12 protein-coding genes are annotated in these 14,197 nt (G+C 50.2%); 5 read left to right on the plus strand and 7 right to left on the minus strand.

What is annotated here, in order from left to right:
- Together ACYVK4_RS06435 and ACYVK4_RS06440 are read right to left on the minus strand one after the other, a co-directional pair.
- The coding region (locus ACYVK4_RS06435; protein WP_461126668.1) for a thrombospondin type 3 repeat-containing protein at nucleotides 1–1,582 on the minus strand (1,582 nt) is incomplete at its 3' end.
- 5 nt (nucleotides 1,583–1,587) lie between these two features.
- Nucleotides 1,588–1,821, minus strand: coding sequence for a hypothetical protein (locus tag ACYVK4_RS06440; RefSeq protein WP_461126669.1), 234 nt, complete (start codon nucleotides 1,819–1,821; stop codon nucleotides 1,588–1,590).
- 706 nt (nucleotides 1,822–2,527) lie between these two features.
- On the opposite strand from ACYVK4_RS06440, the gene ACYVK4_RS06445 reads away from it, so the two are divergent.
- The 3 genes from ACYVK4_RS06445 (at nucleotide 2,528) to ACYVK4_RS06455 (ending at nucleotide 6,808) form a co-directional block, all read left to right on the plus strand.
- Entirely contained in the window at nucleotides 2,528–3,268 is a 741-nt protein-coding gene (locus ACYVK4_RS06445) for a LytR/AlgR family response regulator transcription factor (protein WP_461126670.1), read from the plus strand.
- A gap of 29 nt (nucleotides 3,269–3,297) precedes the next feature.
- Nucleotides 3,298–5,373 carry an ATP-binding protein gene (locus ACYVK4_RS06450; RefSeq protein WP_461126671.1) on the plus strand — a complete coding sequence of 692 codons (2,076 nt, stop codon included), beginning with the start codon at nucleotides 3,298–3,300 and terminating at the stop codon, nucleotides 5,371–5,373.
- 103 nt (nucleotides 5,374–5,476) lie between these two features.
- Nucleotides 5,477–6,808 (plus strand): sensor histidine kinase, encoded by a 1,332-nt coding sequence (locus ACYVK4_RS06455; protein ID WP_461126672.1) that lies wholly within the window; start codon nucleotides 5,477–5,479, stop codon nucleotides 6,806–6,808.
- A gap of 14 nt (nucleotides 6,809–6,822) precedes the next feature.
- On the opposite strand, the gene ACYVK4_RS06460 is transcribed toward ACYVK4_RS06455, so the two are convergent.
- The 3 genes from ACYVK4_RS06460 to ACYVK4_RS06470 are packed head-to-tail and all read right to left on the minus strand — an operon-like array spanning nucleotide 6,823 to nucleotide 10,614.
- On the minus strand, nucleotides 6,823–8,271 hold the full coding sequence (locus ACYVK4_RS06460) for a TolC family protein (RefSeq protein ID WP_461126673.1): 1,449 nt from the start codon (nucleotides 8,269–8,271) through the stop codon (nucleotides 6,823–6,825).
- Nucleotides 8,268–9,620 carry an HlyD family secretion protein gene (locus tag ACYVK4_RS06465; protein WP_461126674.1) on the minus strand — a complete coding sequence of 451 codons (1,353 nt, stop codon included), beginning with the start codon at nucleotides 9,618–9,620 and terminating at the stop codon, nucleotides 8,268–8,270. Before ACYVK4_RS06465 ends, ACYVK4_RS06460 begins: the two co-directional genes overlap by 4 nt.
- Nucleotides 9,613–10,614 carry an ABC transporter transmembrane domain-containing protein gene (locus tag ACYVK4_RS06470; RefSeq protein ID WP_461126675.1) on the minus strand — a complete coding sequence of 334 codons (1,002 nt, stop codon included), beginning with the start codon at nucleotides 10,612–10,614 and terminating at the stop codon, nucleotides 9,613–9,615. The genes ACYVK4_RS06465 and ACYVK4_RS06470 overlap by 8 nt, the downstream gene beginning before the upstream one ends.
- A 121-nt stretch (nucleotides 10,615–10,735) precedes the next feature.
- On the opposite strand from ACYVK4_RS06470, the gene ACYVK4_RS06475 reads away from it, so the two are divergent.
- Both ACYVK4_RS06475 and ACYVK4_RS06480 read left to right on the plus strand, forming a co-directional pair.
- Entirely contained in the window at nucleotides 10,736–11,437 is a 702-nt protein-coding gene (locus ACYVK4_RS06475; RefSeq protein ID WP_461126676.1) for a TetR/AcrR family transcriptional regulator, read from the plus strand.
- A 191-nt stretch (nucleotides 11,438–11,628) separates the two neighbouring features.
- Complete coding sequence (locus ACYVK4_RS06480) at nucleotides 11,629–12,384, plus strand: SDR family NAD(P)-dependent oxidoreductase (RefSeq protein ID WP_461126677.1); 756 nt, start codon at nucleotides 11,629–11,631, stop codon at nucleotides 12,382–12,384.
- Between the two features lie 224 nt (nucleotides 12,385–12,608).
- Here ACYVK4_RS06480 and ACYVK4_RS06485 read toward each other — a convergent pair whose 3' ends face one another.
- Both ACYVK4_RS06485 and ACYVK4_RS06490 read right to left on the minus strand, forming a co-directional pair.
- Entirely contained in the window at nucleotides 12,609–13,457 is an 849-nt protein-coding gene (locus tag ACYVK4_RS06485; protein WP_461126678.1) for a hypothetical protein, read from the minus strand.
- 198 nt (nucleotides 13,458–13,655) lie between these two features.
- Nucleotides 13,656–14,075: a response regulator gene (locus ACYVK4_RS06490; protein WP_461126679.1), complete on the minus strand. Its 420-nt coding sequence runs from the start codon at nucleotides 14,073–14,075 to the stop codon at nucleotides 13,656–13,658.
- Nucleotides 14,076–14,197: the final 122 nt, after the last annotated feature.

The raw sequence follows: 14,197 nt of genomic DNA on the forward strand, positions 1-14,197 counted from the left end.
TGCCTATTCTGTACGAACCGGTGGCCGGAACAGAAAAGTCAGTACTGTAGGTTGTCATGGTTTCTGTTACAATGAAGTTAGCAGACCCACTCGTCCTGGTCTTATAGGTTTCTATAGTTTTGACAATGTTGCCTCCCGCGTCAAGCAGCACAAAGGCAAAACTTGAGTTTTTGATCACCAGGGAAACCTTACTGTCGACCTTGAAGGTGTACTGACGCCCTGCCGTATAGGTCAGGAAGCTGCTGTTGGCCAGCAGAACATTGTTGGGAAACAGGTTACCGTTGTTGTCAACATTCACCACCAGCTGCCCGCCTGTGTAGGTGATTCCTCCCGAGAAGGGCGACGTACCATAACTTTGGCTCCAACCCGTAGAACCATTGGTGAAATCAAGATTTACCAGTAAACTACACGTATTTTCAGCTGTATCTGGAATGCCGTCGTTGTCATCGTCGAGGTCATCCGGATTACCAATGCCATCATTGTCGGTATCTAAACAGGCATTGGTATTACTATTTTGGCTGTACCCAATGGTCTGTCCCGCGCCCGCAATGGTGGGTATGCCATAAGTTGCTACAGCCGAGGAGACCGTACCCGTCAAGGCACCGGCGGGGGTAATATTCGCCGTGGTAAAGGTGCCCCCCCCTTCTATGGCATCCGGACAACCGTCGCCATCTGAATCCAGGTCGAGGCTATCGGGAATACCATCGTTATCCGTATCGCAGAAGGCTACTGTGATGTTGTCGAATGTGACATCGTCGTTATCGCTTGCGCCACTGCCCACCCAGGTCATGCCTATTCTGTACGAACCGGTGGCCGGAACAGAAAAGTCAGTACTGTAGGTTGTCATGGTCTCCGTTACAATGAAGTTAGCAGACCCACTCGTCCTGGTCTTATAGGTTTCTATAGTTTTGACAATGTTGCCCCCCGCATCAAGCAGCACAAAGGCAAAACTTGAGTTATTAATTACCAGGGAAACCTTACTGTCGACCTTGAAGGTGTACTGACGCCCTGCCGTATAGGTCAGGAAGCTGCTGTTGGCCAGCAGAACATTGTTGGGAAACAGGTTACCGTTGTTGTCAACATTCACCACCAGCTGCCCGCCTGTGTAGGTGATTCCTCCCGAGAAAGGCGACGTACCATAACTTTGGCTCCAACCCGTAGAACCATTGGTGAAATCAAGATTTACCAGTTGATTACAAGAGTTCTCGGCTGAGTCCGGAATGCCGTCGTTGTCATCGTCGAGGTCGATGCTATTATCAATACCATCGCCATCCGTATCCAAAGCCAGCGCATTGGCATTCAACGCGTTGGGTGCCGATGCCATTGAAGAGGCCAAGCGGGTTTGTTTGTCCTTACCGGGGCCTGCCACTTCCGTATAGCTTCGTACGGGAGCCAACGTACCTCTTTTTGGTCGGGCCATCGCAGGCAAGAGCATTCCCGACAGCAGGAACATGAACAGGAGTAGACGAACAGAAACAGGCTTTATCATGAGCCCGACTGACGCACTCAACAACGCAGAAAGGGTACGGAAAACGGACCGTACCTGTAGCTTGCTGTATGTAATGAAAGTAAAATGATCCATTCCTGTTACGATCTAAATGTATTCGGTAGGTGGTTGCCCGGCCAAGGGCTATTTGCCTGAAATGGCGTTATGGAGTCGAGCGTAATTAACGTACCTTTTCTTACCCGCGCAGAAACACGGGCAGCCAGACAGATGGCTATCGCTGGCAACAGAAAGACGACGATTAAACCAAGCCAGACAATGACCTGGCTTAGGGTTGTCAGTAGACTAGCATATGAACTGAACGTAGAGATTTTCATTCATACAGGTTGGTTAAGTTGGTGTGATACAGCAAAACCCAATCAGCCTTCAGGGCGCAATGGGTACGTACAGGTCTATTAAAAATGAATGCGTTACGGCAGGCTATTATATCGTCCGATATTTCTCTTCAGCCAGCCTGACATTTCCTAACGCACAGGCATATACGCAAATCGTCATCACCCGAAAACGATTGTCTTTGAGTAGTGATTACTTGGCCAATTGCCCAGAACACGCACTATTGGTTTTGCCAGTCGTTGTCAGGTAAGCGCACGCGCCATTATGTCTCCGGCTGGCAGTAAAGTCCTTCCAGGATTCTGCTGATGATTGTGGTTTTACGTATTTACCTGAGCTGATCTGCTTTTCAGTATTTCAGTTAACTCTCCATGTCTATAGCGATTCGTTTGCCAAATTGGCCCTGTAGATTTATTTAAATCATTTATAGCATATGCTCAACCTAAATTCAGCCTTATGATGCTCGTATGAACTGTATATATACTCGAATGAAATAATTGATCTGCCTAGCAAGCGAATTGTACAGTTAATTGACCTGTATGAAGCCTTTTATAACATTAATACTATATATTTTTTATATTAATATATACTTATCATAAGCTTATTGAAGTAATTTCCCAATTATTTATTATTAAATTGACATGATTATTGTAACTCCCTGAATACCTACCGGAACTAACTTGTATGAGTACTGTGAATAACCATAAACATATCTATAACACGCTGATTGTTGAAGATGAGCCCATTTTCGTCGAACAGTTAAGTCAATACATTGCCCAGGTGAACTTTCTGGCCCCTCCGATGGTCTGCACCTTTGGCGTCGATGCCCTTCATATTTTAGGGACTAAACCTGTTGATGTTCTATTTCTGGATCTGTCGCTGCCCGATATGACGGGACTGGATTTACTACGGGCTATACAGAACCCGCCGGCCATTCTGGTCACGTCTACCTACAGCGAACGGGCTATCGACTGCTTTGATCTGGATATTATTGACTTTTTACCCAAACCTTACGACTTCAACCGATTTTTACGCGGACTGACCCGTGTGTTGAAGCGCACTCAGTCGGCGCCGGTTGTTGACATCATCCCAACGGCGAATCTGGAGAAAGACGAGATTTATTTCAAATCGGGCCGGCGTCTGGAGCGGTTTGCCTTTAACGACATTTTGCATATTGAAGCGTATGGTATCTACTCGAAATTACATACGTTCGATGGCACCTTTGCCGTAAACAAGCGTATTTCTGTGCTGGCTCAGGAACTGCCGCCCAACCGATTCCTGCGCATCCACAAATCATACATCGTCAATGTGGCTCACCTTAAGCGACTGGAAGCCAAACAACTCTGGATAAAAACGACCAAACTTCCTATTGGCGTTACCTATCAGCCTGTCGTTCATGACTTTATGAAAGCTCTGGGTATTAGTGAAAAATAATCCGCAGCCCTTTTTATTGTGTTTTCCAGATGAAACAGGTCCTTGCGCTTTTCCTGATCCTGCTGTTCCAGTACACCTATGGCCAGAACGCCATTATTCCGGAACTTCGCCATCAACTGGCGCAGGCAAGGCATGACACTGTCCGAATACGACTGTATATTCAACTGTCCAGTCTCTATAGCCGGCTCGAAACTCCATTGGATAGTGCCTATAAGATGGCCTGGCAGGGACTTTCTTTAGCCAGACGGTACCGGCTACCAATTGCTGAAAGTGAGCTGCATAAGAATCTAGGGTATTATTACAAGCGAAAATCCCAATACGCCAAAGCCCAGGCATCCTATCTGACGGGCTTACAGCTCATCTCGAAAAACAAAGCCACCCCGCTCCGGTGGAAATTATTAAACCACCTGGCCAGCGTTTATGGCGACCAGGGAATGTATCAAAAGGTCATTCAAACTTCTATAGCCTCTCTTAACGTAGCTGAAGAACTCCGGGATAGCATTTTCACGTGTTATTCATTACAGCTATTAACGCTTGCCAGCATAGACCTAAACGAACTCCCAAAAGCGCTGGCCTATGCCCGAAGGCTGGATCAATTGAGCAAACAGGTAGTCGCCAGACACCCGCAAAATCAAGCGTTAAATACTACAGGCGACGACGTGCTGGCCATCATTTATGATAAAACTGGACAATACGCCCTGGCACAAAAATGCCTAACCCGATCACTTGCCTACTTCATTGCCCAACACGACGAGCTACAAATAAATGAAGCAGTTATACGACTGGGCAATAATCTGATAAAACAGAAGCGATCCGTAGAGACCATTCGGTATTTGAATGAGTCGTTTCGCAAAAAGCTTATTCCCTATCCGGTTTCAGATACCTACGAGATTTATGCGTTAGCTTATCAGCAACTGGGAAAATCGGATACGGCATTGGTTTACGGCCAAAAGGCTTATCAACTGGCCCTCGGCAAAGGATATCTTAAACAGATCCAATCGACTCTGAGTACGCTCATTAGGCTAGAAGAAAGCCAGAAACGATACCCGGCCGCCCTGGCTCATTTACGGCAGTTAAACGCCATTAACGATAGTCTGTTTACGGCGGAGAAAGCCAAAGCCGTGGCCCAGGTTGAGGCACAGTATCAGGTCACCCAAAAACAGCAAACCATTGAGCTTCTTCAGAAAGATGCCGCGCTGCGCAGATTAACCCTGAAGCAAAACCAGAAAGAATTAGACGCCCAGCAACAACGACAGCTCTTCCTGACGGTTTTCGCCCTGCTGCTCATCTTGGTTGTAGTAAGCTTATATATTGTTTTCCGGCGTGAAAAACGCACGGGCCGCCTGCTGGCTGTGCAAAAAGCCGACATTGAAGAGAAAGCCAATCAGTTGCTGGAGATAAACAGATTAAAAGATAAGCTTTTCGGTGTTATTGGCCATGACCTGCGCAGCCCACTGGCTGCCCTGAAAATTCAACTCGCCAATCTGGTTCGTACCTCCCCCGCCTTAACCACCGGCAACACCCGCCTGACCAGCGTTCAACATCTGGCCGATGGTTTATATAATACAACCGACAATTTGCTGAACTGGTCTCTCCTCCAGCGGGGCGGCCTCCGGATATTGCCCACCAGTTTCCATCTGAACATTCTGGCCGAACCAGTGCTTGATCTATTCAGTAGCCAGATTCAGCAGAAGCAGCTTCAGATAACTACCCGACACGAACCCGCCCTCATTACTGCCGATGAGTATCAGCTTCAGATCGTAGTTCGCAACCTGCTTCATAACGCCATCAAGTTCACTCCGACTGGAGGTAGCATTTCTATCCAAACTGGTCAGCAGCGTGGTCGGGGCGTACTGCAGATTGTCGATTCCGGCATCGGTATGTCGGTCAACAAACTACAGCAGGTGAGAGGTTCGCTGCTGGAACAGACCACCGTCAGTGAAAACAGCTCGGGGCTTGGGCTGGAAATCTGCCGCGAATTTATACGACTCAATCAGGGCGATTTCAGTATACAGAGTGAACCCGGCCGGGGTACAACCGTCAGGATTGAGTTTAATCTGACTCTTCCGGGACAGTCTTTCCCATCACCCACCCACCTGAACTGAACACACCATGTCTGTAGTAGCTCCTATATGGGACAAATTGTTTCCGGGCGATGAGCCAAACGGGTACAGGCAGGCATGTAGCTATCCATTTTTGAAAAGATCCATGAACTGGCTAAAGCTCAGGAAAAAATTATATTATCATTATCGTCTTAATGGGTTATCGACCTTTGACCGGCTCCGGTTCGTGACCCTACTCAATACCTGCTGGTTTAGTCTCCTGGTCGTCTTGATCATAATGGCGATCAACATTCTCTCTCATAAAGGCGACCGAGTATTCGGTACATTAACGTACCTTATCTCGATAATTCCAACGCTTTGGTTTGTTTATCGGCATAAAATTCAGCTAGCCTCCTGGTATTTCGTCAGTACAGTCTATATCTTCAGCAATGTCATCTTTTATATCCGGCTAATAGCGCATGTGGATGTGCATCTGGAGCTTAATTATATAATGATAGGCATTTTCTGTATTGTTTTGATAGAAAGCAAAGCGGCCCTTATAGCTGTCATTTTTTTAGCCATTAATTATCTGGCAGCCAGACTGCTGGTCTTTCACTATCTGCAACTCCTGTTAGAGATAGGACAGCTGGTTTCTGGCGGTAGTATATTTGGCGTAGTGTTCTATTTCGGTTATGTTTTCAGAGAATCGGCGGTCACTATTCATAACATTATACAACATCAAAACAGCGAGTTACAACAGGCCAATCAGAAGTTGCATGAACTGAACTTGGTAAAAGACAAGCTTTTTGGTGTTATCGGTCACGACCTGCGCAGCCCCATTGCCGGTTTAAAATCCCAGCTTATGGGCGTTCAGGATGGTTACATCTCCTCTGCCGATTTCATCCAACGCACGAACCAGTTGGGGCAGTTGGTAGACAGCGTGTATTTAACCCTGGATAATCTTCTGCACTGGTCCATGCTTCAGCGAAATAGTCTGCGGGCCTACCCGACTGAAACGGATCTGGCCGAACAGACTGAGATGGTAGACCGATTATTACGGGATGAATGTCAGGCCAAACAGTTGACGCTTTCCACGCACTATACGCCAGCCATGGTCAGCGTCGATGAGCATCAAATTCAGATTGTGATCCGCAACCTGCTTCACAATGCCATTAAGTTTACGCCTGCGGGTGGCCGTATTTCGGTATCTACGGGTCTGGTTGATAACTTCAGTACCCTGATTATACAAGATTCGGGTATTGGGATGGCCCCCGGGAGCCCAACCCAGCCCAATGATGAGAAACGATCGAGCCGGGGAACAGCCGGAGAAAAAGGTACCGGTCTGGGGCTGGCTATCTGCCGGGAGTTCGTTACCCTCAATAAAGGGCTGTTGACGATCCATAGCGTACAGGGAGAAGGAACGTTGGTAAGCGTTCGCTTCCCGCCGGTCAATGCCGATCACCTGCCTGAAGTGCCCTTGGCTACCACACGCGGTTAACCCGAACCAACAGTTTATACACTTAGGTTAGTACCGGCAGCGTACCACAGAGCCGCCACCGCTTTCTGGTATTTCACCTTAAGTTCTTCCAGTTTCAATTGCAGGTCGATCAGTTTCGTTTCGCGGCTGTTGACCAGAAACAGGGAACTTTCGCCCATATCGAATTTAGCCTGTTCGGCCCGCAGCAGTATGCGCTGATTAACAACCGTTTGCTGCTGCACCGCTATTTGTCGGTTCAGGGCCTGCAGGTCATTCCAGGCCGCCTGCACATCATTGGCTATTTCCCGACACGTTTGCTGACGCTCCAGGGTAAGCTGTTTCGCTTTGATCTGCACCTGCCGCAACTTGCCCCGCTCCTTCCGCAGAAACAATGGAAACGTTAAGTCAACACCAATCTTGTGATTGTCGGTTCGAAACGAATAATAACTCGACCAGTCATAGCCCACGCCCGGGTCTGGCGTGCGGCTCAACAAGCTGGCGTTCAACACCAGTTGAGGTTGCAGCAACGACCGGCGAAACCGCTCTTCAATGGCGAGTTGCTGACCTTTCGTAGTTAGCTTCATCAGTTCCGGATGCTGCTCGGCCGCCCGGTTGAGCAGCCCCTGCAGAACATCCTCACCTGCCGACGCCAGCGATGCGGCCTGTGGGGCCACCGTGGCGGGCATATCGACGGGCTTTGGCACGCCCCCAGACTCACTACTGGTCCACAAAAAAGTGGTTAGCCGCAACCGGGCATTTTGCAGGCCCACTTCGGCCTGCCGGAGCATGACCAGCCGGTCCTGCGCCGATATGAGCGCTTCGGTTGTGTCAATAGCCGCAGCGTCGCCCAGCAACGCCCGCTCCCGAACGGCCGCAAAGCGGGTATCGGCGAGTTGATAGCCCTCATCGATGAGCTTATACTGTTGGTGGGCCAGATACCACTCCCAGTACGCTTTGGCCGCATCGAAAAGCGTTTTGTTGATCAGCTTCAGGCGGTCGGCATCGGCCAGGGTAACGGCCAGCTGCGCCTGCCGAAGCGCAGTACGCCGGGCATCAATCACCAGACCGCGCCCGATGGGCACACTCACGCCCACAGCCGCCAGCCCAGACGAAGGCACACGATCTTCGGGGTTAATGTACTGGCCCATGTTCTGGTCGTACGTCATTTTCAGATCGATACCCGCTGGCAGCACCGGCACCGACAAACCCGACTGCCACTTATCGTAGTAGAGCGTCTTGCCAAACTCCTTGCGGTCGTAGGTCGAAAATAACTTCGGATCGAACGCGCCCCGTGCCTGCCGGACCTCTTCCTGCGCTTCGGCAGGCAAGAGGGTAGCCTGCCGAACGACTGGGTGGTGCTGCAAAACAGCCTGGTAAAAATCAGCCGCGGTAAACGTGACCGTATCGGCCGGAGCCTGGGCAAATACTGATCGGGTAATACCAGCCAACAGTATCGACCACAAACTGACTTGTTTATACGTCATTTTTTCTTTTCCTCTTTGGGTTCTTCCTGCAAACTTGGCGGGAAGCCATTCAACTGCCGCCATAATTCATACCAAACGGGTACATCGTCGAGCATAACCCAGCCATATACGCCCGAGCCTACCCGTAACTGCTTCGGCCACGGCTGGTCTTCCTGTTGTACGATGGGTCTTACCAACAGCCGGTACTTACCATTTACACTGCTAACGGCGTCAATAACAGCCACTTCACCCCCAAAGGTGCCCACGGCCACATTGGGCCAGCCGGCAAACTGGATGGCTGGCCAGCCATCAAACTGGAGCCGTACCTTGCGGCCACGCTGAATGAGCGGAACATCCATAGCCCGCACGTAAAGCTCCACGGCAATGGCCGGATTAGCGGGCTGAAGAATGGCAATGGACTCACCTTCCTTGATCGTTTCGCCAATACCCGCCTTGAACGAGCGCACTACGTAACCATCCTGCGGAGCCCGCACTACATAACGCCCCCGCCGAACATCGACGCTGCTGATTTTATTCTGTAGCTTGGAGATTTCGCCTATGGCGTCGGCCCGGTACGATAAGGCCGAGCTACGATCAGACAGGGTCTTGGCCAGCTTTTCCTGATAGTCGGCCAGAATATTTCCCAGATCGAGCCGGGCGTTGATCAGCTCCTGCCGCGACACATTGAGTTTATTGTCCTGCGCAATGACTTTGGCGTTGTCCTCCTGCACTTTCAGCCGACGCGATTCGAGGTCGGTGAGTGAGAAAAGCCCGTTCTTATAGCCCCGCTCAAATCGCTCCAGCCGGTCGAGGGCGATCTGATAATTTTTCTGAACGGCAATCAGGTCGGTACTATCGCTGATGACCTTAAACTGACTCTGGCGAACCTTGTTACGGGCCGATGCCAGTTTGACCTGCAACCCCGTTTCAAGTGCCTTCTTCTGGGCATCCAGCGCGGCTATCTTGGCATCGGTGGCCACAAAACTCCCTCGCTTGGCACCCAGCTGTTCGTCGAGACGCTCGGGCAGATTGGGGTCGAAATATTCGTCCTTTATCTCGGAAATGACCACCAGCGTGTCGCCTTTTTTTACGTACTGGCCTTCCTGAATAGACCAGTGTTCAATTTGGCCGGCAATGGCATTTTGCACCGTTTGCGGCCGATCCTGCGGACTAAGGGCCGTTACGGTGCCTTCGCCGTTGATGTTCTGCTGCCAGGGTAAAAACATGACCAGCAGGCCAATGAACAGAAAAAGCATCATCCAGCGCCCCAGTCGCCGACCGCTGTCGGGCTGTGGCAGGGTCCGTAATGTTTTGAGCGGGTAGTGATTAAAGAGATCCTCGTCAACCCGTTCGTTTGATAGATTAAGCATGAGCGGTATCGGTTTCGAGTGGCAGATCGGTTACGTTGGCAATTTTCTCAACTGCCGTGAGCATATCAAAAACCGTATCAATACCGGATATCAGTTTCTCAACGGCCCCGGTGATCAGTACGATTACCAGTTCGGAAGCGACAAACTGCCCGAGGGTCATCTGACGGCCAACGACCAGCGTTGTTCCGAGTATGAGCAGCCCCCCTGTCACGATGGTTTTGAAGGCGATGCCGCTATAAAAGAAGCGCTTCAGAACTCTAAAGTGAGCATTGCGGTAGGTTAGGTAATGCGCCACCAGGTCATCCATTCGATCGATGGGTTCCAGCCTGTCGGCCTGGCTCCGAACGGTTGGCAGATCACGGGCCAGGTCTTCCAGCCAGGCCACAACCTTGTACTTATATTTCGATTCATTAAGGCTCGTTTTTAATCCGCTGGGGCCAAACGCCCAGCAGATGCCCACCACAACCAGTACCGTGAACAGCCCAAAGGCCAGAAATACGGGGTGGTAGAACGACAGCAAAATGATGCCAAAGACGATCTGCACAATGGCGGCCGTCAGGTCGATGAGTATTTTGGGCAGCCCTTTCTGAATGGTCAGCACGTCGAAAAAGCGATTCATCAACTCGGGTGGAAAGTATTCTGCCAGCGCTTTTGGCTGAATATGCGGCAAGCGGTACGTAAACTCAAACGCAGCTTTTGCAAAAATACGTTGCTGTAAAATTTCGACCAGCGTCATCTGCCCGATCATCAGCAAGCCTGTAATCAGCACGCCAACAATGATCAGGCCAATCAGCACATAGACTGAACTGAAGACCAGGCCACCCGAAACCAGATTAAATACAGCCTGAATACCCAGGGGAAGCGACAGGCTGATAATCCCCGTAATGATCGCATACAGATAGATGTAGCCAATATCTTTTTTGTCACTGCTCAATAGCCGTAGCAACCGCTGTGTTGGCGAAGGCTGTGGTTGTTGAAAGGCGCTTGTTGCCATAGATTAAAATGCTTTAATTTTTTGATAGTAATACTATCACTATTGCAAACATAACTTTTAATTCGGAAAGTTCGTTTCTTTGCGGAGTAGTTTTCGGTCAGGTGGTTTTTACAGTCAATAAATGGAATATACGGTATTGGTACGGATGAACGAGAAATTATTTCTCCGAGATCCGGAAAGCTCCGATCTGGGTCGGCGCATTGTTCGACAAGGTATTCTGCTCATCAACGAACTTGGTTTCGAAGACATGACTTTCCGTAAACTGGCCGATCGGGTTGGCACGAAAGAAGCCAGTATCTATCGGTACTTCGAAAACAAGCACCGCCTGCTGGTTTACCTGGTAGCCTGGTACTGGCAGTGGCTGGAATATCAGGTCATTTACCAAACCAATAACGTGAGCGACCCACGCGAAAAGCTGGAACGGGTGTTGCAGCTACTGCTTCCCAAAGATCTCACAAATCCGGTATCCCAACCAACCGGGAATGATATTGACTTCAGTGCGCTTTTCCATATCGTTATCCGCGAGTCGAGCAAAGTGTACCTCACTCACCATGTCACCGACGATAATAAGCAGCAGCTATTTAAGCCTTATAAAGATTTGTGCGGCCGTATCGCGTCGATCATCCTCGACTATCAACCCACTTATCCCTACGCCCGATCAAGGGCCAGCTCCATCATCGAAACCGCTCATTATCAGTACTTTTTTTCTGAGCATCTGCCCTCTCTCACCGATTTTGGCTCGCAGAATCGTAAAGACGATATTCTCCCCTTTCTTCGTCACCTCCTGTTTTCGTCGCTGGATTGTGCGCAGGAGAATCGATAACTTCACCGGACGACTGGGGCAAAAGCGGTGTTCCCCCATGTACTGAAATCAGTTTTCTTCCTGCTCCCTGTCATATCGAAACCTGGTATGGGCCGGTACTTTTGTCGGGTCACGTTCAGGCGTTGGCTGCGGAATAACCAAACCGTCCGCCACACCGTCTGACCGTTTTGACGTACTCAATAACCAAGCATATGGACAAGGACTTACAGGGGAAAACAGCACTCGTAACCGGAGCTGCATCGGGGATTGGCGAAGCCGTCGCTCAATTGTATGGACAGCATGGAGCCAATGTGATGCTGTCTGATGTCAATGAATCACTAGGGTTGTCGGTAACCGAAAAAATGAAGGATTCGGGTGTAAACGCACGCTTTTTCAAAGCCGACGTAAGCGACCCGGAGCAATGTCGTCAACTGGTTCAGGAAACCGTTTCGGCCTTTGGCCAGTTGGATATAGCCTGCAACAACGCGGGCATTGGTGGCGAAATGAATCTCACCGCCGACTACTCCATCGAGGGCTGGCAGCACATCATCAATGTCAACCTGAACAGCGTTTTCTATTGCCTTAAATATGAGCTGGAAGCCATGCTGAAACAGAATAGCCAGGGCGCCATTGTCAACATGGCGTCGATTCTGGGGCAGGTGGGTACAGCTATGGCACCGGGTTATGTGGCGGCCAAACATGGGTTGCTGGGTTTGACCCAAACGGCAGCGATCGAGTATGCGGCTCAGGGCATTCGTATCAATTCTGTCGGGCCTGCCTATATCGATACGCCCTTACTGAAACAATTATCTGACGACATGAAACAGATGCTGATCGGTCTGCACCCCATCGGGCGGCTAGGCCGTTCGGAAGAAGTAGCCGAACTGGTTATCTGGCTCTCGTCCGACAAAGCGTCGTTCGTTACCGGGTCCTATTATCCCGTAGATGGCGGGTATCTGGCCAGATAGGTTAGTAGTAAGTAGTAAGTAGTAAGTAGTAAGTTGTTAAGTTGTAAGTAGTACATAAGCGGTAAATAGCTGACTATCAGCCAACTACTGCTTACTTACTACTTGACAACTTACAACCTAAATAGTTAATCAGGTAAATGGTTAACGGGCAGCTTATGCACAAACAGTTACAAATCAACGACTTAACCACTACACCATTTACCTGATTAACTATTCACGGGCATTTAAAACCTCAAGGCCAGCCCCATCCCTAAGCTTGTGCTGGATGGTGACAGATGGAGGCTTGTGGCCGGACGCTGGTTGTATTGATTGGCGGCTCGCCGGAAATTTTTGGTAGCGCGATGTTCCAGCCAGAGAGAAGCCAGTCCCAGCACAACACCGCCACCCACCAGCGCAGCCCCTACCCGACGGTTGTCATCCCGACCGCCCAAACGGCCATCCATCGTTGGATCATTACCCGGCCCATTTGGCCCGTCGATACCCCGACCACGTCCGTCCATACGGTCCCACCGCCCGCCTACAGCAACACCAACGCCTACGCCAATGAGCGCAGCCGCCGATATGCCCGTTACCGTAGACCAGGTTTTTAAGGAACGACCGCGATCAAACGACCTGAGCGCGTCGGGCTGGAGCTGCAAAACAGACTCCGTTTCGTTCAAACTGATCCGCTCCCCGGTACCATCCACGAAATGATGATTGAGAAAACGGCTCCGGTAACGCAGGGAAGACAAGCCCGACGAACTATTGCTCAGACTCTTCACGCCATCCGGCCCAACGGTTACGGTAACGGTCTGAGCCTGGCGTGGCCCGGCCTGGCGTGGCCCTATCACGGGTGTCGCAGCCGACTCAAAAGAATCTTTGGTACCGTTAGCGTACTTAATGATCAGTACATCGCGGATGGGAGCCGTATATACCGGGCCATCGGGATTGTCCGCTTTCCGGTACTTGAGATCGCTGGGGGTTACTTCCAGCACTTTGGCCGGAATTTCTCCGCCATTACGTAGAATGATATTGTCCTGAGCATAGGTGAATGTAGCTGTCAGCAGAGCAGCCAATAGAGTGAGTGCACGCATAGTAGTTGTACAATGTTTACGGCTAACGAAAGCGTTATCCTGTTTGTAGAGTAGTATACGATGCGGAGCCCCCAAACGTTGCTGAATCCTCACTGTAAGAGTACTTTTTTTCGCTTCATGGGTATAAAATCCATCCAGGCGCGATCAGGGGCTATGCGGCCGTTCGCAATGTGGTTGTCAGCAGGCAGCCAGTTACCATCAGGCCAGTTCGTTCAGCACCAGCCAATACGGGCAAATCTCTTTCATCTGCTGGGTCAACTGCTCGAAGTTGACGGGCTTGGACAAAAATGAATTCGCTTCCATATCATAGCACTGTTTTATTGCCAGAGGTGATTGGCCGCTGCTCATGACCACAACAGGCACCCGACGCCAGAAGGGTTGTTGTTTTACCATCGTCAGTGTTTGCAAACCGCCCATGCCCGGCATATCCAGATCCATAAGAATCAGACCGGGTTTCGCCGAATCAGCCCCAGGAGTCTGTATGTATTGATACAGGGTTTCCCCACTATCGAAAAACTGAACGGGGAACTCGGGTAAGAACCGGTCAAAAATCTGCTGGAGCAGGAAGCGGTAGTCAGCCCTATCATCCACAATATAGACTACTCGTTTGGCTATCATCCGGATGATACAAGGTTTGAGGACTAGTTTTGGCAAGCCGGACCGCCCGTGGGGAAACAACCTATGCGTGGGCATCCGTAAAGGTTATGGCAGGGCATGAAGCCGCCATGAGCTTTGTTGGC

The sequence above is a fragment of the Spirosoma aerophilum genome, assembly GCF_054782495.1.